Annotated in this window: 23 protein-coding genes and 1 riboswitch; of the genes, 6 read left to right on the top strand and 17 right to left on the bottom strand. The window is 44.2% G+C overall.

Features of this window, described 5'->3' with window-relative positions:
* Positions 1–113 precede the first annotated feature (113 nt).
* From NQ117_RS20630 to NQ117_RS20615, 4 genes are all read right to left on the bottom strand, one after another.
* Positions 114–491 carry a hypothetical protein gene (locus NQ117_RS20630; RefSeq protein ID WP_258279901.1) on the bottom strand — a complete coding sequence of 126 codons (378 nt, stop codon included), beginning with the start codon at positions 489–491 and terminating at the stop codon, positions 114–116.
* A gap of 423 nt (positions 492–914) precedes the next feature.
* Entirely contained in the window at positions 915–1,679 is a 765-nt protein-coding gene (gene sdhB, locus NQ117_RS20625; protein WP_258279900.1) for a succinate dehydrogenase iron-sulfur subunit, read from the bottom strand.
* 2 nt (positions 1,680–1,681) lie between these two features.
* Positions 1,682–3,439 (bottom strand): succinate dehydrogenase flavoprotein subunit, encoded by a 1,758-nt coding sequence (sdhA, locus tag NQ117_RS20620; RefSeq protein ID WP_258279899.1) that lies wholly within the window; start codon positions 3,437–3,439, stop codon positions 1,682–1,684.
* A 17-nt stretch (positions 3,440–3,456) separates the two neighbouring features.
* Positions 3,457–4,131, bottom strand: a complete 675-nt coding sequence (locus NQ117_RS20615) for a succinate dehydrogenase cytochrome b558 subunit (RefSeq protein ID WP_258279898.1) — start codon at positions 4,129–4,131, stop codon at positions 3,457–3,459.
* A gap of 344 nt (positions 4,132–4,475) precedes the next feature.
* Here NQ117_RS20615 and NQ117_RS20610 point away from each other — a divergent pair, with 344 nt between their 5' ends.
* Positions 4,476–5,393, top strand: coding sequence for a LysR family transcriptional regulator (locus tag NQ117_RS20610; protein ID WP_258279897.1), 918 nt, complete (start codon positions 4,476–4,478; stop codon positions 5,391–5,393).
* A 296-nt stretch (positions 5,394–5,689) separates the two neighbouring features.
* Here NQ117_RS20610 and NQ117_RS20605 read toward each other — a convergent pair whose 3' ends face one another.
* Complete coding sequence (locus NQ117_RS20605) at positions 5,690–6,355, bottom strand: potassium channel family protein (RefSeq protein ID WP_258279896.1); 666 nt, start codon at positions 6,353–6,355, stop codon at positions 5,690–5,692.
* A 98-nt stretch (positions 6,356–6,453) separates the two neighbouring features.
* Positions 6,454–7,812 carry a TrkH family potassium uptake protein gene (locus tag NQ117_RS20600; protein WP_258279895.1) on the bottom strand — a complete coding sequence of 453 codons (1,359 nt, stop codon included), beginning with the start codon at positions 7,810–7,812 and terminating at the stop codon, positions 6,454–6,456.
* A 63-nt stretch (positions 7,813–7,875) separates the two neighbouring features.
* Positions 7,876–8,033: riboswitch (cyclic di-AMP (ydaO/yuaA leader) on the bottom strand.
* Positions 8,034–8,297: 264 nt separating this feature from the next.
* Between NQ117_RS20600 and NQ117_RS20595 the strand changes: the two genes are divergently transcribed.
* A complete protein-coding gene (locus NQ117_RS20595) occupies positions 8,298–10,025 on the top strand; it encodes a CPBP family intramembrane glutamic endopeptidase (RefSeq protein ID WP_258279894.1) in 1,728 nt (575 codons plus the stop codon).
* Between the two features lie 159 nt (positions 10,026–10,184).
* On the opposite strand, the gene uvrC is transcribed toward NQ117_RS20595, so the two are convergent.
* A complete protein-coding gene (gene uvrC / locus NQ117_RS20590; RefSeq protein ID WP_309137898.1) occupies positions 10,185–12,410 on the bottom strand; it encodes an excinuclease ABC subunit UvrC in 2,226 nt (741 codons plus the stop codon).
* 189 nt (positions 12,411–12,599) lie between these two features.
* Positions 12,600–12,920 carry a thioredoxin gene (gene trxA, locus NQ117_RS20585; protein ID WP_258279893.1) on the bottom strand — a complete coding sequence of 107 codons (321 nt, stop codon included), beginning with the start codon at positions 12,918–12,920 and terminating at the stop codon, positions 12,600–12,602.
* A gap of 244 nt (positions 12,921–13,164) precedes the next feature.
* Here trxA and NQ117_RS20580 point away from each other — a divergent pair, with 244 nt between their 5' ends.
* Complete coding sequence (locus NQ117_RS20580) at positions 13,165–13,314, top strand: YqzM family protein (protein ID WP_258279892.1); 150 nt, start codon at positions 13,165–13,167, stop codon at positions 13,312–13,314.
* A 243-nt stretch (positions 13,315–13,557) separates the two neighbouring features.
* Here the strand turns inward: NQ117_RS20580 and dnaI are convergent, their stop codons facing one another.
* From dnaI to NQ117_RS20555, 5 genes are all read right to left on the bottom strand, one after another.
* Complete coding sequence (gene dnaI, locus NQ117_RS20575; protein WP_258279891.1) at positions 13,558–14,538, bottom strand: primosomal protein DnaI; 981 nt, start codon at positions 14,536–14,538, stop codon at positions 13,558–13,560.
* An 83-nt stretch (positions 14,539–14,621) separates the two neighbouring features.
* On the bottom strand, positions 14,622–16,190 hold the full coding sequence (locus NQ117_RS20570) for a DnaD domain protein (protein WP_258279890.1): 1,569 nt from the start codon (positions 16,188–16,190) through the stop codon (positions 14,622–14,624).
* A gap of 136 nt (positions 16,191–16,326) precedes the next feature.
* Entirely contained in the window at positions 16,327–16,869 is a 543-nt protein-coding gene (locus NQ117_RS20565; RefSeq protein WP_258279889.1) for a flavodoxin family protein, read from the bottom strand.
* 161 nt (positions 16,870–17,030) lie between these two features.
* A complete protein-coding gene (locus tag NQ117_RS20560; RefSeq protein WP_258279888.1) occupies positions 17,031–18,866 on the bottom strand; it encodes an ABC-F family ATP-binding cassette domain-containing protein in 1,836 nt (611 codons plus the stop codon).
* Between the two features lie 485 nt (positions 18,867–19,351).
* Positions 19,352–19,633 (bottom strand): YuiB family protein, encoded by a 282-nt coding sequence (locus NQ117_RS20555; RefSeq protein ID WP_375163106.1) that lies wholly within the window; start codon positions 19,631–19,633, stop codon positions 19,352–19,354.
* Positions 19,634–19,924: 291 nt separating this feature from the next.
* Here NQ117_RS20555 and hemQ point away from each other — a divergent pair, with 291 nt between their 5' ends.
* On the top strand, positions 19,925–20,674 hold the full coding sequence (gene hemQ / locus NQ117_RS20550) for a hydrogen peroxide-dependent heme synthase (protein ID WP_258279886.1): 750 nt from the start codon (positions 19,925–19,927) through the stop codon (positions 20,672–20,674).
* A gap of 140 nt (positions 20,675–20,814) precedes the next feature.
* On the opposite strand, the gene NQ117_RS20545 is transcribed toward hemQ, so the two are convergent.
* Both NQ117_RS20545 and NQ117_RS20540 read right to left on the bottom strand, forming a co-directional pair.
* A complete protein-coding gene (locus tag NQ117_RS20545) occupies positions 20,815–21,066 on the bottom strand; it encodes a hypothetical protein (protein ID WP_258279885.1) in 252 nt (83 codons plus the stop codon).
* 3 nt (positions 21,067–21,069) lie between these two features.
* On the bottom strand, positions 21,070–22,266 hold the full coding sequence (locus tag NQ117_RS20540) for an NAD(P)/FAD-dependent oxidoreductase (protein ID WP_258279884.1): 1,197 nt from the start codon (positions 22,264–22,266) through the stop codon (positions 21,070–21,072).
* Positions 22,267–22,856: 590 nt separating this feature from the next.
* On the opposite strand from NQ117_RS20540, the gene NQ117_RS20535 reads away from it, so the two are divergent.
* Positions 22,857–23,792 carry an NAD(P)/FAD-dependent oxidoreductase gene (locus tag NQ117_RS20535; RefSeq protein WP_258280037.1) on the top strand — a complete coding sequence of 312 codons (936 nt, stop codon included), beginning with the start codon at positions 22,857–22,859 and terminating at the stop codon, positions 23,790–23,792.
* A gap of 435 nt (positions 23,793–24,227) precedes the next feature.
* Here the strand turns inward: NQ117_RS20535 and sda are convergent, their stop codons facing one another.
* Together sda and NQ117_RS20525 are read right to left on the bottom strand one after the other, a co-directional pair.
* Positions 24,228–24,368: a sporulation histidine kinase inhibitor Sda gene (sda, locus tag NQ117_RS20530; RefSeq protein ID WP_192025528.1), complete on the bottom strand. Its 141-nt coding sequence runs from the start codon at positions 24,366–24,368 to the stop codon at positions 24,228–24,230.
* A gap of 288 nt (positions 24,369–24,656) precedes the next feature.
* Positions 24,657–25,319, bottom strand: coding sequence for a YheC/YheD family protein (locus tag NQ117_RS20525; protein ID WP_258279883.1), 663 nt, complete (start codon positions 25,317–25,319; stop codon positions 24,657–24,659).
* Positions 25,320–25,577: 258 nt separating this feature from the next.
* On the opposite strand from NQ117_RS20525, the gene NQ117_RS20520 reads away from it, so the two are divergent.
* A complete protein-coding gene (locus NQ117_RS20520) occupies positions 25,578–25,793 on the top strand; it encodes a hypothetical protein (protein WP_258279882.1) in 216 nt (71 codons plus the stop codon).
* The last annotated feature ends 43 nt before the right edge of the window (positions 25,794–25,836 follow it).

The following is a 25,836-nucleotide window of genomic DNA, read 5'->3' as shown; positions in this document are numbered from 1 at the left end:
GCAGTTGCGAGCAAAAAGAGTGTGAACCCTTCCGTTACGTCGGAGGTGTGCACACTCTTTTCTTTCATAAGGATAGATTTGATGCTTGTATGGTTTCATGTAATCATTTATATCTAGTTAGCCTTCGTTCTGCAAACCTCAATAAACTTATGTACCTCAAGTTCAAGTGTTTCACGGTGGGTACATAGTACATAACAGAACTGATCAATATGCTCATGCCAAAGCTCTGCACGATCTCTTTTCATCATGCATGGCCCTATTCCAAAATGGCCTTCAATAAAAGAACATAAATCATGTGTTAATTGTGAGCGGTTCCAATCTTCTAAGCATCTTTCCATCAGGTATAATGTTAAACAGTCATACTCATCATCAGGTGCGCCCAAAGCAAGTAATCCTAGAGGATCCCATTCATCTACCAATGGTTTAATACATCGATACAAACCATTCGAACCCCATGTGACGTTTTCATTTTCGCACCATTGAACCATCATGAATGATGCCCCCCCGTTATTCAAACTCAAATCCCAATTAAGAGCGCGTACCGATTCATTTGTATGTCTTTCCTCACACTAGTAAGCACTGTCATTTTTGCACGGAATAATTTGTATATCGGTAGGAACGTTCTAATCGTTAACTCCAAAAGCCACATTTTTTTCTTTATTTGGATAAAGTTAGCACGCTTTTACTTTTAGACGAGGATGTCTGAAATGTGTAGTGTACAATGTATTACTCACTATGAGGTAAAAAGTTACGATCTTGAGAAAATTTTGTAACCGCTTTAATACACTTTTGCTTCTTTCAATATATTTGACAAAATATCTAATATTCCTGCTACCAATCGTCACATTCATATAAAAAAATACACTCCCCTGCGGATTAAAGTATTTAGTCGCAGGGGAGTGCTCGTCGTATGATTAAACTTTGAACCAGTTCTTAAACATAAGCTTAGTTGTATCTCGATTCATCTCTGCAATGGATGTCGTAAGCGGAATCCCCTTCGGACATGCACGCACACAGTTCTGTGAGTTACCACAGCCCTCAATGCCGCCATCATCCAACAATGTCTCCAAACGCTCATCTTTGTTCATTTCACCTGTTGGATGAGCATTGAACAAGCGAACTTGGGAGATTGGAGCTGGACCAATGAAGCTCGTCTTGTCATTTACGTTCGGACAAGCCTCCAAGCAGACACCGCATGTCATACATTTAGACAATTCATATGCCCATTGACGCTTTGGCTCAGCCATACGTGGACCTGGTCCCAGATCGTATGTTCCATCGATCGGAATCCACGCTTTGACTTTCTTCAAAGAGTTGAACATGCGCTTACGATCAATAACCAAGTCACGTACAACTGGGAACGTGCGCATTGGCTCAAGTTTAATTGGCTGCTCTAGCTTATCGACAAGCGCTGTACATGCTTGGCGAGGTTTGCCGTTAATGACCATCGAGCAAGCACCGCACACTTCTTCCAAACAGTTCGATTCCCAACAGACAGGAGCCGTTCCTTTGCCTGCGTTGTTTACAGGATTACGTTGAATTTCCATAAGCGCACTAATGACATTCATATTCGGACGGTAAGGAATTTCGAACTCTTCCGTATATGACTTCGCATCCGGAGCGTCTTGGCGCGTCACAACAAACTTAACTTTTTTTGTAGCTGTCATCGATTCCGCCATCGTTATTCCCCTTTCTTCTTGTCCGTCGAATAGTCACGTTTACGCGGCTTCAACAAGGATGTATCTACTTCTTCATAGCTAATGACAGGGCCATCAGCTGTCCATGAAGCAATGGAAGTTTTGAGGAACCGGTCATCATCGCGTTCTGGGAAATCTGGCTTGTAGTGAGCGCCACGGCTCTCATCGCGAAGCAATGCGCTCAGCGTCATCGCTTCTCCAAGCTCAAGCATGTTCCACAACTGACGAGTAAACGCCACGCCCGGATTGTTCCAACGAGCCGTATCATGAATGTTGATGTTCGCATAACGGCTCTTCAGCTCTTTGATCTTGTTAATCGTTTCTTGCAATTTATCGTTGTAACGAACAACAGTCATATTGTTCGTCATCCATTCGCCAAGCTCTTTATGAAGCACATACGCATTTTCTTTGCCGTCCATTTTAAGCAACTTCTCGTATTTGTCAGATTGCTTATTCTTCTCACGATCAAATACGGTAGAAGAGATGTCTTCAGCAGACTTGGACAAGCCGCGTACATATTCTACTGCCTTAGGACCTGCAACCATACCACCGTAGATTGCGGACAACAAGGAGTTCGCACCAAGTCGGTTAGCACCGTGATATTGGTACTCACACTCACCAGCAGCAAACAAACCTGGAATGTTCGTCATTTGGTTGTAATCTACCCACATACCACCCATCGAGTAGTGAACGCCAGGGAAGATTTTCATCGGGATTTTACGAGGGTCATCCCCCATGAACTTCTCGTAAATTTCAATAATACCGCCGAGCTTAACATCCAACTCTTTTGGATCTTTATGGGACAAGTCCAAATAAACCATGTTCTCGCCGTTGATGCCGAGTTTCATATCAACGCACACATGGAAAATTTCTCGAGTCGCGATATCGCGCGGAACAAGGTTTCCGTATGCTGGATACTTCTCTTCAAGGAAGTACCAAGGCTTACCGTCTTTATACGTCCAGATACGACCGCCTTCACCACGAGCAGACTCAGACATAAGACGAAGCTTATCGTCTCCCGGAATTGCCGTTGGGTGAATTTGAATGAACTCACCATTTGCGTACTTAACGCCTTGTTGGTATACAGCAGCAGCTGCTGTTCCCGTATTGATAACGGAGTTGGTCGTCTTACCGAAGATGATACCAGGACCACCTGTAGCAAGAATAACGGCATCAGCTCTGAACGTAAGCGTCTCCATCGTGTGTAGATCTTGTACAGAAATACCGCGGCAAACACCATCATCATCGATAACAGCCGATAAGAACTCATGATGCTCGTACTTGGATACGAGACCTGCTGCTTCCCAACGACGAGCTTGCTCATCCAAGGCATACAACAGCTGTTGTCCCGTTGTTGCTCCAGCAAATGCAGTACGATGGTGTTTCGTACCACCGAAGCGACGGAAATCAAGCAAGCCTTCAGGCGTACGGTTGAACATAACGCCCATACGGTCCATCAAGTGAATAATGCCCGGTGCCGCGTCACACATTGCTTTAACTGGCGGTTGGTTCGCTAGAAAGTCTCCGCCGTATATAGAATCATCGAAGTGCTCCCATGGAGAGTCGCCTTCACCTTTTGTATTTACAGCTCCGTTAATGCCGCCTTGCGCGCACACAGAGTGAGAACGTTTAACAGGTACCAAAGAGAACAGATCAACATGCACGCCTGCCTCTGCTGCTTTAACGGTAGCCATCAAGCCAGCTAGACCGCCGCCTACGACGATAATATTCTGTTTAGCCATTGTGAGTTGCTCCTCCCTTAACCAATAACCGATTTAGCAGACGCGAAGATCGCGCTTGCCGCTTCGAACTCTTCTTGACGCATGCCGACGATCGCCAACACGAACAACACGGACATAACAACGAATAAGCCCATACAAATCTTTGCGAATACTTTTTGTGAACGAGGTCCTACAGTAATCCCCCAGCTTACAAAAAATGCCCACAAACCGTTCGCGAAGTGATACGACGCTGCAACAGCACCGACAACATAGAACGCCAACATGAACGGATTCGCGAAAATACTATTCATGTGAGTTCCTAGGTCTTCAGAACGCAGATTGCCGAGTGCAATTTGAACACGCGTTTCATAAACATGCCAAGTTACGAAGATAAATGTAATAACTCCGGTTATACGCTGCATTAAAAATGCAAAGTTGCGGCCGTAATTGAAATTGCCTACGTTGTTGCGTGCTGTATAAGCAATGTACAATCCGTACACCCCATGGTATAAGAGTGGCAGCCAGATTCCGAATATTTCTAAGACAAGCACTAACGGCAATCCGTTAATGAGTGCTACTTTGTCCTGAAAAGAATCAAGCCCGCCTTCGAATGCAGAGAAGTTAGAAACCATGTGCGTGATCATAAAGAAGCCCAATGGTATAACTCCTAGTAACGAGTGTAACTTTCGAGAGTAAAAATAACCTCGTTTCATTCTCTGTCGTTTCCCCTTTCCGTTGCGTGCATGTAGTTTTTGGTAGATTGGCATCCTCATTTTACTAGTCACTGTCGAAAGCGTCAATAATTTGTCACAACCATCCGCACTCCTTATTACCCGCTAATTCGACAAATAGACTGCTTTTCTGCAAGCGCTTACCGCTTTTTTGTACTTGTGAACAACTTGTGACACTTCCATCATACTCCTTCTACACTTATAATGGAATTGCAATGTTTTTATAATTTTAATAACCTATATGCATAAGGGTATGTCTGAAGAAGGAATCCTACTGTTTTTTCAAATATAGAGACAAGATCATTGATCACAGGAGGAAACGGTCCATGTTAGATTTGCTAGAGACGTTTGCCACAGTCGTAGACCACACCAGCTTGAACCAGGCAGCTAAACGGCTCAATATTTCACAGCCCGCCCTTTCCCGCCAAATCGGGAGATTGGAGCAAGAGCTAGATGTACAGCTCTTCAATCGACAAGGCAAGCGACTAGAGTTGACAAAGGTCGGTCAAATGACCTATGAATTTGCACTCGACATCCGCAGCAGACAACTAGACTTTATGAAATCGATTGCTGCTTATAAATCAGAAGGACTATCTACCGTAACCATCGGGGCGAGTCTCACGACACTCCAAACAACGCTGCCTTTATTCGTCGAGGTGTTTATGCAGCAATGTCCCGATGCCCAATTAAAAGCCGTCACCGGCAAGACCCATGAAATTATTTCGTATGTAAGAGAGAAGCAAGTCGACTTCGGCTTAGTTGCCGATGCCATTAAGGAACAAGGGCTCGTATCTATACCTTTGCTGTCTGACCATCTGATGCTAGTCGTCCCTCGCACGCACGAAATGGCTCCGTTGGAACAATGGAAAATGGCCCACCTAAATGCACTCCCGATGGTTCTGTTCTCCCATGGAACTTGGTACCGCAAGTTGATTGATGACCTATTCCGCAAACATCGTATTATGCCAGACATTCGTATGGAGATCGACTCATTTGAAGCTATCATACGGTTGCTGTCTACAACGCAGGCTGTTGCTTTACTACCCAAATCCTATTTGCGCAGAGCATCGCTGGAGGACAACAATTTGATTGCTGTCGATATGGAAGAACTGAAACATACTGAGCGAGTAACCTCGCTTGTCTACGCAGAGCAAGCGCCACTAGGTGAAGCACTTCGCCTCTTTATGTCAGAGGCTGCCCATCGCTCAGAATCATGGAATACGGATGATTTAGCGTCTTCTTAGTACGCCGCTTTTGCCAAATCACAGGCGTATCTCTAAAGCGTTTCTATTTAAATATTAGCTGCTTCATCTATAAGTAATACTTGAATAAAATAACACTTCATACAAAAAAACAGCGTCTATTCTCGACTCCTTCTACAGTGCTTTGGAGATGAAAATATGACGCTGTGTTTTTGTATGTTCATTGAATATATTACGAAAATGATTGAATAGCTGCTTTCCAAATAAATTAGAACCGCCCCCTGAAGGAAACGGTTCTCATTGGCTTCATATTTATCTTTAACTTTAACCTACTATTATTAATACATCATATCTTCTTCAAATTCTTCAATTTGCTGATTCTTTCCGATCATAACCATCACATCGTTCGTAGCCAGCACATCATCTGCTGTCGGAGCGATGATAACATCACCGTTTGGCTTGTTCAAAGCAACAATACTGCAACCGAAACGTCCTCGCGAGTCGAGCGCCTTGAGACTAACACCATCCAAGCATTGTGGTACACTCAATTCTGCTATTGTGTAATCTTTGGACAACTCTATATAATCAACCAAGTTTGGTGAAACCAGATGGTGTGCCATTCGTATACCCATATCCCGCTCTGGATAAACAATACGATCCACTCCCAAGCGCTCAAGCACCCTGCCGTGAAGCTCAGACAGCGCCTTGCAGACAACCTTCTTCACACCTAGCTCCTTCACTTGAATACTTACTAGGATACTCGTCTGGATGTTATCCCCTATGCCGATAATAACGCAGTCGAAGTTGCGAATTCCAAGTGAGCGAAGCACTTCTTCATCTGTTGCGTCAGCAACAACCGCATGGGTAATATCATCAGCAATTTCTTCGATTGCCTCTTCACTTTTATCAATACCGAGCACTTGATGACCAAGCTCCATTAACTCACGAGCCAAACTGGAGCCGAAGCGTCCCATTCCGATAACAGCAAATTGTTGAACTTCCATAGTGTATAATTTCTCCTCATCCATTAAAGCTTGCTTTAATCTTTTCTACGTTCAAACATCTATATTGGTCGTAATAAATACGATTACCCATTTTTTCATTAACCTATCGTTATTTTGCCTTCTGGATGTCGGTATAATTCACGTTCCGACTTCGGCCCTAGCGCATACGCCAACGTAAGCGGCCCTAATCGCCCTGCAAACATCGTAAGACTAATGAGCACCTTGCCAAACGTAGATAACTCTGGCGTTACCCCCATAGACAAGCCTACTGTGCCGAAAGCCGATGTCGCTTCGAATAGGATCGCAAGAAACGGCTGATCTTCTGTCGTCGACAGAATCATCGATACCGATAATACAAGCCCGAGTGCAAGCAAAGTTAACGTAACCGCTTTGAAAATACGATCTTTAGCCAGACGGTAATTAAACATGACGATATCTTCTTTGCCACGAATCATAGCTAGTACAGCACCGATTAGAATCGAGAAAGTCGTCGTCTTAATACCGCCCCCAGTAGAACCTGGAGATGCACCAATAAACATCAAGATGACGATAAAGAACTGAGACGCCTGCCGCATATCGGGGATATTTATGCTGTTAGCCCCTGCTGTTCGCGGTGAAACCGACTGAAAGAAGGACGCCCAAATTTTATCTATCAAAGGCATATTGGCCATCGTCTTCGTGTTCGTAAACTCGAAAATAAAAATGACAACAGCACCAACCACGATTAAAAAGCCAGTCGTCGACAACACGACTTTACTGTGTAAAGACAGTCTACGTATACGTCGATAATCATACAATTCAGATAGTACGATAAATCCGATACCCCCGGATATGATTAAGAACATCGCTACTAGATTTACAATCGGATCACCCACATAACTAGTCAAGCTTGAGAACGGTCCCGTAATTGGCCCGAACAAATCAAAGCCCGCATTGTTAAACATGGAGATTGCATGGAAAATACCATAATAAACAGCTTGTCCAATTGGCATGTCATAAGAAAACCGAATAAAGAACAATAACGCGGCTACACCTTCTATGACGAGCGCATATCCAATGACTTTACGAATTAATCGGACAATCCCTTCCATGGTGCCCTGATTCATCGCTTCTTGAAGAATTAGCCGCTCACGCAGCGATATTTTTTTCCGAAATGCAATTGCAAACATCGTCGCCATCGTCATAAAACCAAGACCGCCTATTTGAATGAGCATCAACAGAACGATCTGACCAAACATCGTAAAATGAGTGCCTGTATCCACCACGACAAGACCGGTTACACACGCGGCTGAAGTCGCTGTGAATAGCGCGTCGATAAAGCTCAAGGACTTCCCAGCTGCATTCGATATAGGAAGCATAAGCAGGAACGCACCCAATAAAATAATAAAAGCAAATCCGCATACAAGCACTCTCGGAGGCGTTAACCGCCAACGTTGTTTTTTGCTGGGATCTCTCATGAGAATCACCTCTTTTTGTTAAAAACCATCACAAAAAAAGCACGGGATACCCCAATGCTTGCGGAATCCTGACGCCTTCGCCTACGAGGTTAGCTGACGGATTCGGGCACGTCCAGGCTGCCCTATTCACGATAACGACAATTACAATCGTTTCGCAAAATTCACCCCTACTAATCGGGTCCCCCGCTTTCATCAATGATGAAACTCGGCTCTATATCGCTCATAACGAGATTATATATCTTTCATGTCTCACGCACAAAGTCACCATTCGTGCAAAAACATAGTAAAACAGCGAAAAACGCCGTCATTAAGCGCTTACAATTCCTTGTTTTCTCTCCGTGGTTCATCCGCGCGCGCGTTTGCTTGACGTAGCTATTTCTAATCGGCTAATCTGGTTGGAAACGAGAAAATCATTTGAGTAAGTCACGTTGCACACTATGTAATAGCAGTCATAATATATCTATCGTTATAAAGGAGGATTGAATTTGTCCATTTCGCCAGCAGACCATTTTCACACTGCCAAGACGCGCAAACCATCAACAACATGGATCGCGTCGTCTGTACTCGGATTTATATGCTTTGTATTATTTCAGATTATTTGGCCTTATTACGTAGGAAATGATGCGGCAGCAGAAAAAATCATTACAGAGCAGCAGGCGATACAACGAGCGGAAGCTTTTTTACTTCAGCCTGAAATTGCTGCGTTTATCCAGCCCCCTGCAAAAGTATCAACGACAAAACGAATCGAAGCTTATTACCATACAAATGATGAACTATCAGGTTATATTAGCCGCTCTGGCACAGAAAACACCTACCGTTCTTGGGAGAAAAAAGCCCCTTATGACGTTTATCGTGTTCTTGTTCTTGAACGCGAAGACAAACATCCGCTGTCATCTTCGTTCCCTTATGAACGATTAACAAAGTTAGATATACATATGAGAACAGGGCAAATCGTAGGCTTTCAAACGGAATCCAACAACAGCCCCTCGTCGCAAGACGCACGAATCGAACCGAACGACCAATGGAAACAATCCGATCAAATATTACGCCTGTTTGGCTGGTCAACAGAGCAAGTGAAGCGAGTGCCACTAACATCGGAGGATGGAAGCTCTGTTTATTACGAAGTGCCGCGTGCTGCTGTTGGTGAAGCCAAGCTGGAGCTTCAGTTGGAGTGGAGAGGGCATTCACTGGTACAAATGCTGCCTCATTGGCAGATACCCTCATCCTACAATAACTTGATGGCCCAGCAGCAATCAAGCGCAGAGCGTATTCACAATTTTGTGTATGTCGGCATGTCATTACTGCTTTCCATAGCATCCATCATTATTACGATCATTTACCGCAGACAAATATCGTTCCGCTCGCGAACATTAATTTTGCTAACCATCATTTCCTGTTCCATTTCGATTGCTCACGTCTGGAATATGACCGAAGGATACTTTATGGTATCTGAACATCAAATATTACCTGAAAATAACCTGCAAACCGCTATCATTGTCCAAGCTATTATTACGCTAATACAAGCAGGATTCGCTCTTTATTTCTCTCTTTTAGCTGGGCGCTGGATGTGGCGGCAAACGAAGTTCAACACGATCATACCTAGCTGGAGTGATGACAACTTTGGCGAGCATCTCGTCCAAGCATTTTGGAAAGGGATTGGTTGGACCGGTATATTGCTAGGAGCACAGACCCTTATTTTTGGCATCATGGAAAAAGGGTTGAATACATGGGTGTCTACAGAAGCGCTTAACTCACCACTTAATCTTCAAGCACCTGTATGGTTTCCGCTATTAGCATGGGTTGCTGCCATATCGGAAGAAGGATTTTTCCGTTTATTCGCCATCGGCCTCTTTCATCGTTTTATTCGCAACGTGTGGATCGCGAGTCTTATACCAACGTTCGTCTGGGCGGCTGGACATGTCATGTATCCGATCTACCCGTTCTATTCAAGACCTGTAGAGCTGATGATTATCGGTATGTTGTTTGTTTGGATGATGCTGAAACATGGCTTCTGGACTGCTGTAGTGGCTCATTTAATGTTTGATACCGTGTTAATGGCCATCGGATTCCTATTCGGAACAGATTGGACAGATATTCTGATTGGCGCTGCCTATATACTGTTCCCGCTGACGGTTGTGTACGGGATTCACTATTTGCACAGCAATCGGAAACAAGCACCGATAACGGCTCATCAGCAGCCTCCTCCATCATAACTATAATAAAAAGACTCCCTTCAGCCTGACTTTACGTCGGACTGTTGGGAGCCTTTTTTTGTGAATTGAATTATTTTTATATCATTGAATACAATTGGCCAGCAAGCAATACCACGAACATCCGATTACAGTATTAAGAGAATACCCGTTCAGCAGCTATTACTCTTCAGCTTCCTCTGACTCTAACACCTGTTCAACATCTGCCTGCTCTTCCCGTAACGATGACAAAATCGTCCGGGCCAACTTATCGCCAATTCCAACTTGACGGAACTCTTCTACTGAGGCTTCGCGAATTTTCTTTAAGGAGCCGAAATGCTTCAGCAGCATTTTGCGGCGCTTCTCCCCGATGCCAGGAATGGAATCCAATGTTGACGTTACCATCGACTTCGCCCGGCTCTCACGATGGAATGTAATCGCAAAGCGGTGTACTTCTTCCTGAATGCGATGCAGTAAATAAAACTCTTGGCTATCGCGCGCAAGCGATACGGGTACTGGCGGGAAGCCTGTCAGCAGCTGAGCAGTCTTATGCTTCTCATCTTTGACCAACCCGCATACAGGCACATCCAAGCCAAGCTCATTTTCCAACACGTCCAAGGCAACCGACATCTGGCCTTTACCGCCATCCACGATAATGAGATCCGGCAGTTCCAACCCTTCCTTCAATACACGCTCATAGCGACGACGAATGACTTCGCGCATCGTTTCGTAATCATCAGGCCCTACCACCGTACGGACTTTGAACTTGCGGTACTCTTTCTTGGCTGGCTTGCCATCAATAAAGCACACCATAGCAGATACAGGGTTCGCACCTTGAATATTGGAGTTATCGAACGCCTCGATACGCTGTGCATTTCCGATTCCCAACGCTTCTCCTAGTCGCTCCGCTGCACGGGACGTGCGCTCTTCATCACGCTCCAGCAGTTTAAACTTCTCTTCCAGCGTGACACGAGCATTATCAATAGCCATTCGTACCATCTGCTTTTTCAGACCACGCTGCGGTAGACGCACTTTTACATTCAACCATTGCTGAAGCGCTTCTGCACTTGATATTTGCTCGTCCTCTTCGCGTGAAGCTTGCTCAGAATCGTTGTTATTTATGCGTTCGTCACTAGCAGCCCCATCCACGGAATCAGAAGAAACAGCAGCATCCGCTTCGAGCCCTTCATCTTCCTCATCCGCAGCCAACAGCTGCTCTTCAGACCAGAATAGAGGCCGTGCCAAAGCTTTCGCATGAGGATCTACGATCCGAGGAGTAGATGGTTGCTCTGATTCCTCCTCTTCTACAGACCACTCACTGCTGTTCGCCTGCGGCAGCAAAATCTCTTTCGGCAGCGCAGGATTATCACTATAGTACTGCGTAATGAACGACATAAAGTCACCATAAGCATCTCCGTAAAATGGAAACGTAGTTGTGTGTCGCTCCACCATTTTGCCTTGACGAATATAAAGGATTTGTACACTCATCCAGCCTTTGTCGATCGCGAACCCAAATACGTCTCTATCTTTCAGATCCGCCGAATTAATCGTCTGCTTCTCATTAATCGCCTCGATCGCCTGCAATTGATCGCGATATTCCTTGGCACGCTCAAAATTCAGTTCTTCTGCAGCCTCACTCATCTTGCGCTGCAATTCCTTCTTCACTTCTTCTTGGCCGCCGCTCAAAAATTGCGTAATCTTCAACGTCACCGCTTCATACTCTTCTAGCGATACCTCTCGTGCGCATGGTCCTATACACTGTCCGATATGGTAGTACAAGCAAGCTCGCCCCTCTGTACCGCTGCACTTTCGCAATGGGTACAAGCGATCAAGCAGCTTTTTGGTCTGATGCGCCGCATAGGCATTTGGATAGGGACCAAAATATTTCGCCTTATCCTTCAGCACACGTCTAGTTACTTCCAGCCTTGGATGGCGCTCATTCGTAATCTTTATATAAGGAAAGCTCTTATCATCCTTCAGCAATACATTGTATCGTGGATGATGCTTCTTAATTAGGTTGCACTCCAAAATGAGTGCTTCCATATTGCTTCCCGTGACGATATATTCAAAATCCCGTATTTCCGATACGAGACGTTGGGTCTTGCCATCATGACTTCCTGAAAAGTAGGAACGAACACGATTTTTCAGCACTTTGGCTTTACCCACGTATATGATCGTTCCGTCCTTGTTCTTCATCAAATAACAACCTGGCAAATCCGGCAGCAAAGCCAATTTGTTATGAATTCTCCCCAACGCTTGCTCCCGCTCTGCTATCTCTTCAGCTGCTAAATCCTGTTCTTCTGAAGGGGCATAACGATCATTCCAGCGTTCCTTCCAGCGTTCTGATCGCCAATTGGCTGCAGACTTGTCTTCTTTAGCAGCTTGATCATTCGAATGATGCTCACTCAATCTGTTCCCTCCTCCCCACTTCCCAAAACAGCATTGCAACGTTTATTTCTCTTTCTATTTTAAACGATAGACCTTTACAAACAAAATCCTTTGCACTCGAAATATTTGGGTAAGAACATATAAAAAATAACCCCTAAATCATCCGCAACGAAATTGCGGAGTTAAGGGGCTATTCTTTCAAATCAGCTCTTATTTGTGCTTGTCGATAAGACCTTTAAGCGCTTCTTTGGAGTTTAGACCAACTACTTTATCAACAGGTTGACCGTCTTTGAAGACGATAATAGTCGGGATGCTCATTACACCAAAACGGGATGCAGATTCAGGGTTCTCATCCACGTTGATTTTAGCAACAACTGCGCCGCCGTTTACTTCTGTATCAAGCTCTTCAAGAATAGGAGCGAGCATTTTGCAAGGACCGCACCAAGGAGCCCAGAAATCAAGTAATACTACACCTTGCTTATTTTCTACGTCTGCTGAAAAAGACTGATCAGATACGTTTACGATAGCCATAAGTAACTTCCTCCTTTATAGTAAATAACAGATTATCACCTTATACATGTAAAGTATACCACAACTCGAAAAGCTATGCGCAATATAGATGTTGATTTGTTTAGAATTTGTCACAAAATCGACAAGGTTAAACTTTACAGCTGCCTAGTGTGTTCGCTATACTAAAAAATAATTGGATTAAAATACCTGTTCAGATCATGACCTACGTCACAGCAGCTGAACGATACAGTTAGGAGGAACGTCGATGAAAGCGAATACAGTAGATCCTCGTAATCATGTGAATGAAGAACCACGCAATGACTTCTCAGATACGTTTATGGGCTTCGGTGTCATGTTTGGCTTTATGGCAGTTGTCTTTTTTGGCATGGTCATTATAAAGTTCATCATATCTTAACCTTCATTCGACGTTACCCGTAATACCGTGATCAATTACTTAAGTACACAAGAAGTCCGGCTATCTATTCGATCAGCACGGACTTCTTTGTTGTCTATATCCTATTATGCTCCGTCATGTCCAGCTCATGTGTACTGGAACAAAGTTCACTTAGTTTCCATTAAACGAGTGCACGAGCGAACGGGAAATGCAATGCAAGTTGCTGTCTTACGTTCAAGTCCTCGCTTATTCGCGCCGTTCCAATTATATATAGTGATTGGTATCCGAGCTATCGCTGCTGCCGCCACGCTTGTTCCGGCCACTAACTTGTACCATATCTACGTATGGTCTAATCCGATCCATTAACCGCTCTGCCTTATGAATATCTTCACCTTCACGCGTATAGCTGAAATGCCTCAGCAAAGCATCAAAGTCATAATTCGAAGTAAAGAACGTTGGCTTATTGTTCATTCGATAATTCAAAATCGAGCCAAGCACATGGTCACGTACCCACGGCGTCATATTTTCTGCACCAATATCGTCAAATACGAGCAAATCGGTCTCTTTCATCATTTCGATGGTTTCACGAAGTCGCTGCGGTTCTTGGAACATGGATTTCAAGTCTTCCACGAAGTCTGGCATATAGACGATCACGCCTGTATGATTCTCCTGCGCCAACTTATGCAGCATATAGCCCATCAAGAACGTTTTCCCCGTACCAAAGGAACCTGACAAATACAATCCTCGTGATGATAATCCATTCTCTTTCGCTTGCACAACATAGTCCATTACCTGTTGAACAGCAGGTCCACGTTCATAGTCGATCGTTATCATCTCAGCTGCTGAGTAGCCTTGCTTCAATGCTGTTTCATCGACAAAGAATGAACGGACACGCTTGCGTACAACCTGCTGGCGATCATGGGCCGCTTGTCTTTGGCAAGGCACTTTGCGGTCATCAATAATGACCCGCCCATTCAAGGTAGTAGCAGAGAGCTTCGTAAAATGCCCTGGCAAATCATTACGGCATTCCGCCAAGCTGGGGCAATTGCTGCATCCGTCATGTTCTTTTACATACTGATACAACTTATTAATGTTTATTCTCATCGTACTTTGATCAATCTCAGGATGCTGCTTCCACCATTCCTGAACTACCGGGTGACGCAGCAGCTCTTCAATTTTGGCTTCTGCTTGCTGACGCCGATGCGAAAGCGGTAGTTTCTTCAACACACTACCTAGTGATTCCATATTGTTCACCTCTACGTTCTCAGCATCAAGGTTGCACGCTGCACGCGATATCTAGCAGCTTAGCACCTTATGTCAATGAACCGTCAACTATTTTCATCCAATCGACGAGCCAACTCCAACGCCCGCTCCCGGTCAGATTGGGACCAAGCAACGGATTCCGTCGAGGGCTGCACAACTGGGATTGCTGGACGCTGCTGCTTCGCATAGCGTGAATTGCTTCTTCCACCTGCGGCACGCGGCTTCGATCCAGCTTGTCCTGTACGACTAGCCGATTCCGTCGTCAAAGATGATTGAGTTCTAATATATTGAACCGCTTGTTCATAAGTTCGAACTTGTTTCACAAGCATATTCGAGGCAATACGCTCAACGAAATTGCCACTAATGCGCTGTGTTCCTTCTTGTGTGGTCAGCGTCATAATATAATGAATAAGAACATTAATCACTTCGTCAGGCAGCTTATAATTCAAGTCAATTTTCGTAAACATATCTAAAAATGAGTCTGGCACTGCCCCAGGGAAATACTTCTCCAGCAGCTTCGTATAGGGAGCGTTGCGAAGCATCATATTGTATTGATGAACATCGCACTTATCCTTACATTGCGGTGCAACTTCTACATAGAACTCCATCTCTACAGCGACTTCCTCTTGTATCTCTGCGGCAGCTCGATCTAAGGAATGCATCTCATTAGATGCTGAACGTTGACCTTTTTGTTCCTTCTGCACTTGTTCTATCTTCTGCTGCTCACGCTCACGCCATTCCCCACGGCGCTTCGTCTGACGGAATTGCAGATGTGCTCGATGCTGAAGCTCGTCAAGGACCAGACGTCCTTCCGTATTAAACACGCCATCTTCATCAAGCAAGCGACAAATTTCTACCGGAGTAAGCTCGAACTTGCGGGCGATATAATCTAGAATACCCATCCCTTCACGATCCAAGCGCAGCTTCTCCACATAAGGGCGATTGTACGAATATTTCGGGAAGCGCGTAATGATATCTGCGTAATTCAATACTGGTTCTTCTTGTGTAGAATCTTGTGCGGTCGCACCTCTTCGGCTTGGAGCTACTTCATGCAGCGCCTGCTCCAACTCATAATCAATGACATGCGTATTTAAACGGAACATTTCATAGAAAGGCACCGATATATTTTCGCGATGCGCTTCTGCTTGGAGCTGCGCAAAAGGCTCGTCCGTCATAAATTGTTCTCGCAAGGACAACACCGTATACTTCCCAACCTTATCACGAAGCAACAGCGTTAAATGCTGTGTACTGAAGAATTCATCTGGTGACAATGGAGACTGCAGCGCATATTCGAACATGTAATCTTCCGAATCCTGAAACATAAGACGGGAAGTTTGCAGCAATCCAACGGCCTCCAGCTTTGTTGTCTGCTCAATAAAATAAGCTCTTCCCTTTTCGCTAGGCTCAATCCCTAGCAGCAAGAACAGCTTGCGCTGCGAGTCCATCGCAGAATATCCTACCTTATCTGCGGCGATATGCTGATACAAGAAGTGATACAAACCAATAGCAAACGCCCCTATTATCGGCTGGTAAACTTGTGAGAGCATACGTTGATCAAGCTGACTAAGGCTGAATTCCCTGTAAGCTACATAACGATGATGCTCGGTAAAATGAAATAGGTTGTTCATTCGCATTGGCAGTACACCTCTCCTTCCGTAGTCATTTCTCTAGTGCAACTATTGTAACATAAAAAAAGTCCATTCGTCTGACAAAATGGTGGTAAGAGACGAATGGACACTATTGTTGTCTACTGCTGTCTAATTCGTTTAATTAGCTTTGCAATTGACGGAATTGCAAATTAAGCTGCTGAACTTCTGCAATGGTTTGCTTATCTTCCAACACATCACCAGGCTTTGAACCACGCCCGATAATCCATCCTTCGAACGACATCCCCATAAACTCACAAATATGACGGAACTGCTGCACGAACGCCAACCCTGTCATTTTCGCATTCGGTCCACCAACGACAACAAGGTACACTTTTTTTCCTTTCATCCGCTCTTTAAATTGAAGCTGCTCATCACGTAAACATTGGGACCAACGATCAATGAACACTTTCATTAATCCAGACATGCCGTACCAATATAGCGGTGTAGCAAATACAAGCGTATCATGTTCCAGCATCTGCTCTACGATTGTACGCAGCTCGCCCTCAACAGGCTCAAATCCTTCAGTCGCGTGGCGCTTATCTACAATTTGCTCAATCTCATATTCGCACAATCGGATAGTCGTTGCATCCAAGCCTTCTGTAAGAAGCTCTGTCAACTGTTCTGTATTCCCTTGTTCACGCGCACTGCCTTGAATAATAAACATCGTATATTCCCTCCACCCTCTCCTATTATCAGAAATCATTTATCGTCATCATAGCAAGATCAGAGGGCAGCAACAAGCAATGATGTTCGCCTGTTCGTCAGCGCTATCCTTTTTTGTTTACTGCAATTCTCTTGCATTTGCTTTTGCCTGCTATCACGCGATTACAACTTCAAATTTCTCCGCTGCACAAGAAGCTGGCTGTACTGCTGCTCCAGTTCTGCTTTGGCATCGTCAGATTGAGGAAGTGATAATGCTGACAGCACACGATTCCATTCCAGCTCAAATCGCATGCGCTCTTCTTCATTCGGCTTAGCTGTCACTGATCCGCTACCCTCGATCGCACCTACGGATTGCCCATTTTGCTGTGTATGCTCCGGTGCTCCATTCACATTCACGTCGTCCATTGCTGTAAAATAAGGTGCCGTATGATCAACACGAAGCTCATGTGTAGCTACAGCCGATACGAATGCGCGGTCATGGGAGACGAACAACACGGTTCCAGGGTAATCTTTCAGTACCCGCTCCAGCTGTTCACGAGCTTGAATATCCAAGTAATTTGTTGGCTCGTCAAGAATTAGCACATTGCAGCCGCTTAGCAGCAGCTTAATAAGCTGCACCTTTACTCTTTCCCCGCCGCTCAATGTACCTACTGGCTGCAATGCCAAGCGCCCCGATAGATGCAGTCTTGCGAGTGCAATCCGAACGATTGACTCTGAATAAGAAGTCGTTGTCCGCACTTGTTCCACAGCATGTTTATTTTTATCCAATTGGTCTACACGCTGATCAAAATATCCAACCTGCACTCGAGGAGACAGTCGCCATTGACCCTCTGCAAGAACTCCCTGTTCTTTTGGTTCGGCTGCTCGCTTCCATTCTCCATCCTGACAAGCTTGATCATATGCGTGCAGCAGCGTATGCAAAAGCGTTGATTTGCCTGACCCGTTGCTTCCGGTAATCGCTACTTTCATCCCTGGGCGAATGCGGAACGATAGGGGGGACAACAAAATCCTGCCTTCTTGGGATGAATCTGTACCTATCATTCGAGAAGTGCCGTCACCAACATCTGAATCTGAATCAGGTGATGCTGAACCTGACATGAGATCCGAAGACAGCCGCAGTTGTAAACCTTCACCCTCTAACAGCGTCTTGCTTCGTATAGGATTGTGGTAATTCACATCAAATACAAGCTTCTCTTCCTCATACGGGCGCGGCACAGAAACCAATTTGCTTAGGCGCTGCTCCATTGCTTTAACCGTTTTTTCCTGCTTTGCTTGCTTGCGATTAAAATGAGGCCGAGCAAGTCGCATTTCTTTACTGGTCAGCCCCTTTTTGGGTCTGCTTGCTTTGCTTGCACTGCCCTTCTTCTCTCCAATCATCTCTTTCAGTCTTTCTCGCTCTGCTTCTCGATTATGATAAGCCCGCCACATTTCCTTATTTATCCGCTCTTTTTCTTCTCGGTATTGCTTATAGGCACCTGGCCGTTCACCGCTGTATATGTGCAGTTTCTGATCTTCAAGCTCCCAAATTCTCGTACACACCTCATTCAGAAACGTTCTGTCGTGAGAAATAACGATAATGAGCCCATCATAAGCACGAACTTGCTTCTCAAGCTCGTGAATCGATTGAACATCTAGATGGCTCGTTGGCTCATCAAACATCAATATATCGGCTCCTGTTGCCAAGGCTGCCGCAATACGTCGCTTTGTCCATTCACCACCGCTTAACGTTTGAATTTCAGCTGACGACTGCTCCATTTGACTGCGTTCATCCCATTGGCCGACGACCTCAATAGTACCGCGACGCAGTACATGACCCGCATCGGCTTCCAACTGTCCTGCCAATACGCGCAATAACGATGTTTTCCCTGCTCCATTTTCGCCAATTAAACCAATACATTCTCCACGATACATACGTACTGCATCTGGAATATGAGCTATAAGTCGGTCCCCGTAATAGACCTGAAGTGCATTTATTTCAAGTAACATAGTTGTTGTCATAAAAAAACCTCCCTAGGATGTCCTAGAGAGGATAGCTATGCGATATTTACATCACCTGCAAGACGAATAGGCAGGATGTACGACACTTCTGCAATACGTAATAATACACTCCCATACCTTCACAATAAACGTGGGAAATGATTGTACTCATAATTACGTATTTGCATGGCAAAACTGTACCTTCGTGTACAGCGCCTAGTATCATCATCAAGAGTCGTACGAGTCGATGTAAATAGACAGACTAATCCCCTCAGAACTATCATTAAAGAATCGATATGTGATTCAAAAATGCAGTTATAAACTGATTCGAATTAGTTAGTTATCCATCGTCCGGCGTACCTTACCCTTTCCTTCGTCTTGTACAGTAAATAAGACCAAACACTGTTGCCATTATTATATAAAAAGATGCTAAAAACCGTCAACCCGCATTTGACCTATACGATATTGTTTCTCGGTAGGCTGAACTTTTATTCAAATAAGTATGTCTAGAACATTTTATATCCACCTACTCGCAAATACCCAATTGTCTTGCCGCTAATATACGCGCCAATCAATCCTGATACAGCAATTAAAATGTCAACAAAGCCATAGTTGGTCACATTCCCCACAAACGTCAAGGAACTATCCCACATCGTCCACATCGCTAATGGAATGACTAAGACCACATAAAGCACCATCGGAAACCAAGTCGTCTTCATAAGCATATTTAAAATAAATCCGATACCAAACATCATTACAAATAGCAGTACCATTAATACGATATACATTAACCACTCCACTTATTTAAGCCCCCTCTGCTGCAAGTCATGGAATCTTGAATCCAATTGCTGAGAACGAGAACAACTGAACATCCCGTCTCAATCGACATTTCTCAACATTTACCTATTTCGCGATTCATTTTACTTTTCCTTCCTTCAAAAATCAACGAACATTCGGTGACATTTCTCACAGGTACATTGCCGCGCCTACTTAGATAAGCTACAATGTGGATAATGTTTGGAAACGTAATCAACACTAGTATATAGACAAATCTCATGACAAAGGATGGTGCATACATAATGAGTGAAGCAACAAAAACACTTGAAGGTTGGTACGCCCTGCATGATTTCCGTACGATGAACTGGGCGCTTTGGAATAAAGCTGACGAGGAAGAACGTGCTCATGCATTAGATGAGTTGCAAACGTTATGGGAACAGTGGAAACAGACGGAGAATGATAACCAAGGCAGTACAGTCGTGTACAGCATCGTTGGTCAAAAGGCAGATTTCGTTATCTTCCACCTACGCGAAACGTTGGAAGAGCTTAACGCGCTGGAGACTGAGTTGAACAAGTCTGCGTTTGCTCGCTTTACGATCCCGACTTATTCTTACGTGAGCATTGTTGAGCTCAGCAACTATATGACGAAGCCAGGTTCAACAGAAGACCCGATGGAGAATCCAGAAGTGCTAGCACGTCTGAAGCCGATCCTTCCTCAGGCGAAGCATATTTGCTTCTATCCGATGAATAAGAAGCGTGACTTGCAAGACAACTGGTACATGCTGTCCGTCGAAGAAAGACGCGGCATGATGCGCAGCCACAGCATGATTGGTCGCGGCTACGCAGGCAAAGTAAAACAGATTATTACAGGTTCTGTTGGCTTGGACGATTGGGAATGGGGCGTAACATTGTTCAGTGATGACCCGCTTCATTTCAAGAAGCTTGTGTACGAGATGCGCTTCGATGAAGTTAGTGCTCGCTTTGGTGAGTTCGGCTCCTTCTATGTCGGTAACCGACTAACGCCTGACCATCTTAAAGATATGTTGAAATAAATATCAATAAGCGTACGAAAGCCCTCTAATCTGAATCAGATAATGAGGGCTTTTCCGTTTGGTTATATAAAACGCAGACGCTAATAACCATATAGCAAAAACCGCCCTAAGATAAGTTATCCTAGGGCGGTACATTTCACTTAGTCATCATCGTCATCTTGTTCATCCATTGATGCCAAATATTGCTCGGTCATTCGATCCCGTTCACGACCTTTTTCTTTCAGTCGTTCAATGCCTGGCTGAATGAGCAGATCAACTTCTTTCTGCACCGTATAAGCCAGATCATGACGGTTCTGCGACTCTAGAAAAGAGCCAACTTCCATGAGCGCGTTATAGCGATCAAGCTCATCACGCGTCAACAATCCTCGAACTTGCACGCTGCAGTGTCTCATCGCTTAGAAGAACTTCCCTTTGCGAAGCGCCAAGGAAATACCACCGATGATGAACAACCAGCGAATATCAATTACTTTTTTCAGTTGTGCTGCCATGAAACCTGTAAGCTTCGTATTGCCAACAACACCAATTGCTTGGCCTTTACCCAAAGATGCCACTGTTCCTTTGTTCTGGAACGCGAACGTCTTAAGAGGTTGCTTACGGATAGAAGCAACGATGTTGCTTGCCGCAACTGGTCCTTGCTGCATCGCCATTTGAGCTGTAGGAGGATAAGGACGGTCGATAGCTGTATTAATCATCAAAGAGTTGTCTCCGATAATGAATACATTGTCATGTCCTGGAGCACGCAAATGCTCATCCACTTTTACACGACCGCGCATTGCTTCGAAGCCTGCTTGCTCGATCAAGCGGTTACCGCGTACGCCACCTGTCCATACAACAGTAGCAGATTTGATTTCTTCTTCAGTAGCCAAAAGAACGCCTTCTGGTGTGCACTCTTTAATCGCAGTAGCGATTTTGAATGTTACACCTTTGTCTTGAAGCACTTTCATTGCATAGTCAACCAGTTTAGGATCGAAACCTGGAAGAGCAGTTGGAGCTGCTTCAATGTTGTATATTTTAACCAAGGAACGGTCGATATTGTGCTCACGGCAAAGCTCAGGAATGCGATCAGCTAGCTCACCAACGAACTCGATACCTGTGAAGCCTGCACCGCCGACAACAAACGTCAAACGATCAACGCGAGTTTGATCTTGTTTGAACAATTTGAATTGCTCTTCAATATGCTCACGAATAGCTTTAACAGAGTTAATGCTGCGGATAGTCATCGCATGCTCAGCCAAACCTGGAATGCCGAATGTCTCTGGCTCTCCGCCAAGACCGATAATCAAGTAGTCGTAAGACAATGCGCCATCTTCAAGAACGACTTTCTTTTCTTCAGGACGAATTTCCTGTACTGCAGATTTGACGAAGTCAATTTTGAATTCATCAATCACTTTTGTAATTTCTACATAAGAGTTCTCCAGCTTGTCCGTACCCGCAGCTGGCATATGAAGATGAGTTGTGAAGTAGTGGTACTCATGCTTGCTGACTAGTGTGACATCAGCCTCGTTATAATTCAATTCTTTTTGTAGACGCTTAGCGGCCATAAGACCACCGTAACCTGCACCTAGAATAACAACCTTAGGAATATGGCTCATTATTGTCTCGTCTCCTTCCGCGTCGATTCGGCTGAACATCTCTGTTGATACACCATTTGCCCGATATATTAATGTGTGAAAAACACCACATAAATGACTATACATGCTCATGGTCCTGTAACATGTCAGGCTTACAGTATTACATCGATCACATACAACACCGAACGATCCCGATACGATATATTGGGGTAATCCATACAATTCTCATCATCCGTGAAAATTGCAAATCCAACTGCAATCATAACGATTATTTGCTGAAAATACAAGAAAAAAATGATCCAACATCTATTTGTAAGCGCTTAAAATTGAAGATTCTTAATAATTTGTTACCCATTTTATATTTCAATACGGTGTCACGAAATAGCTTTTGCATTATTGAAGGTTTTTATTTTGGGGTGTCATTGCATATTATGTAAATGTGCCATTTGATAATTAAAACGATAGGATTATAATAAATACATATTTATATCCTAACCAATGTGCATCCATATTTATGGTCACCCACTATTTTGGAGGTGTGCAATTTGACGACAACATCTACTCATCAAGATATAACTGACATCATTATCATCGGCGGCGGCCCTGCGGGTATGTTTGCGGCTTTCTACGGTGGTATGAGGCAAGCATCCGTACGAATTATCGAAAGTATGCCCCAACTTGGCGGACAGCTTGCTGCATTATATCCAGAAAAATATATTTATGACGTTGCCGGCTTTCCTCAGGTTACTGCTCAAGAATTAGTAGATCGCCTCAAAGAACAAATGGATCACTTTAACCCTGATGTACGTCTTGAAGAAAAAGTACATCAAGTAAATAAACTTGATGAGCGTTTATTCGAAGTTAAGACAGATAAGGAAACACACTACGCACGCGCTGTTATCATCACAGCCGGCATCGGAGCTTTCGAACCACGCAGACTTGACTTACCTGAAGCAGCTTCATTTGAGAAGGCGAACCTTTATTATTTCGTTAATGACTTACAAAAGTTCAAAGGACAGAAGGTTCTCATTAGCGGTGGCGGTGATTCAGCTGTAGACTGGTCGCTTATGTTGGAGCCTATCGCTGAGCAAGTTACCCTTATTCACCGTCGTGACAAGTTTCGTGCTCATGAGCACAGTGTTGAGCAATTGATAAACTCCAAAGTTAACGTGATAACACCTAAAGAGATTGTGCAACTGCACGGTGAAGCACGCATTGAGCGAGTGACGCTTAGCGATGTAAAGACAAAAGAAACAACTGACATTGAAGTAGATGCGGTTATCGTCAATTTCGGATTTGTATCTTCATTAGGGCCTATCTCGGAATGGGGAATACATATCGAAGGTGGTTCAATCGTGGTTGATTCACGTATGGAAACGAACGTTGCGGGTATTTTCGCGGCGGGAGATGTTACCACCTATCCAGGTAAACTTAAGCTTATTGCGGTTGGCTTCGGTGAAGCACCTACTGCCATTAACAATGCAAAAGTGTACATTGACCCGACAGCTAAGCTTTCTCCAGGACATAGCAGTAATATGAAACGCTAAGCCGACACCAGCCATATACAAAGGAGAAAGCTTCAACGCTTTCACTATCTCATAATAAGCATAAAGTAAGGGTATCCTACTCCATATATCTATATGTGGAGGTAGATACCCTTGTTTAATGTTTGTCCACTGTGCAACGGCTTCGTCAGTCCGGAGTGGTTATGCCCTAACTGCTTGAACCCAGCCGTCGATTGCGGCAAACGAGATGACTACACTGGACCGTATGAACCTTATCAAGAATCGCCGTCAATACCAGCTCCTGCTCTATCGAGTTTCGCCTCAACAGGAGAAGACAATAACGGAGTTTGCCTGCATCTGTTCTATTGCGCATCCTGCCAAAACCTCTCTTACGTAAATGGTCATAAATTCGAGGATGGACAGCATATCATATAGAACAACAGGATTCTCTCTACTGGGAAATGTGCCTCATGAGGATCAATGATACTGCGGGATGGTCGGACGGAAACGGCGTCTTTGCATTTCCGCGAGTAACAATGCAATGAATTCCTCATCCAGTTGCAAACGTACCGCTTGAGAATACGATTCAAAAAGCATCTCATCGGAAAGTAATGCCATCACAACCACAACCTTTCCTCATATTTCCTTACAAATTCACTATAGCATGGCCTTATTTCTCAGAACAAGCGTTCTGTTATCCACAGCAGTTTGTGGAAAAATTGTGCATACAATGTTGATAACTGTCGGAATCGCCTATGCATTAGGTGGTATAATGTGGATATTTATATTCACATCTTTTTGCTGTTTTCTAACATAAAAATGTTTAATCAATTTTGAATTCTATAAAAATAGAATCTATCAACTTATACATAAGCTGATAGATTCCTATTCAATCCTATATTTTCATCACCGTGGCCTTGTATTCACTTCCAATATCCATATGACCCCGTCTTGATCAATGCCGTAATCAAAACCCAATCTACCCAGACCAGGAAACCTTTCATCCATGATTTCGGTGCAAATTCGGGTTAGCTGCTTCATTTCCTCTCTTTTCGTATCTACTACATCCTCAGATAGCGAGAGTCTAAGCGCTTCGCTAGAAGTAAGCTGCGTTCCACCTTTACTTAAATTCGTAACGAATAGTCCATTTTTCGCTAATCGACCTACAATCGCCCGAAATACCCAAGTGGCGTCCTTCTTAACGACTTTTACCCTATAATCAATTGGCCTTCCTGAAATAGTGGCCAAATGAATACCTTGTTGAATCAAATATTTACGCTTCTTTTTCGCTGTAGCTAATGCTCGAATAAGAGCCTGAAAGGAAGAAAAAGTTCGCGTACTTGATAACGAGGTAAAGGAGTAGGAACTATGTGTTTTCGTAACTTTTATAACACCGTAACCACCACCACCTACGACCGGCTTGATGACCACAAACCCAAACTCATTTAACATCCGCTGCAGCTGATCAGGCGAATAAATGCGGGTTAGCGGTATGTGCGAGGCTACACGAGCGTCGGATAGAAGTGCCTCTGTCTTCAACCACTTGCTGGCAACTTGTGTCCCCTCCATCCTAATCCCCCTTTCCCGTACCGACATTCTATACAGTACTCAGTGTACATGCCCGCTTCTTGTACCCTAGTCCAAGTCGAGAGCCTAATTATTTTTTCAGATACTTTTTTGATTCATTCATACATTCAGGGATTGTCATTCCCAATATTAGGGTGGTATCGTAGAGAGGATATATAAATTTAGGCTCCATGTAGAATCTTTGAATCTTTGAATCCATATTTCAAAACAACATACCTTCATAAGCAAGGAGAGAACGAGATGGAAACAGCAGAACTTTTCCGTATTTTATATTGGATTGCAATTGTGTCCATGTCCATTATATTGGTCGTTGTTAACGCGGGAATTTTTATTATTAGCATTCGTTTTATGCAGCAGCGTAAGATTGGTCTTGGCATTGGAGCTACTGTGTTCTCTGTATTTTGCTTCTATCTCATTGTCATCATGCTGGGCAAAACATTCCCCGGATTGTTTTAGACTGACAGGTGTACGAAAACAAAACCGCGCGTACCCATTCATC

It is taken from the genome of Paenibacillus sp. SC116, from assembly GCF_024733555.1.
Classification (GTDB): domain Bacteria; phylum Bacillota; class Bacilli; order Paenibacillales; family Paenibacillaceae; genus Paenibacillus_B.
Note: the sequence above shows the minus strand (reverse complement) of the source record. Positions and strands in the feature narration are given on the sequence as shown.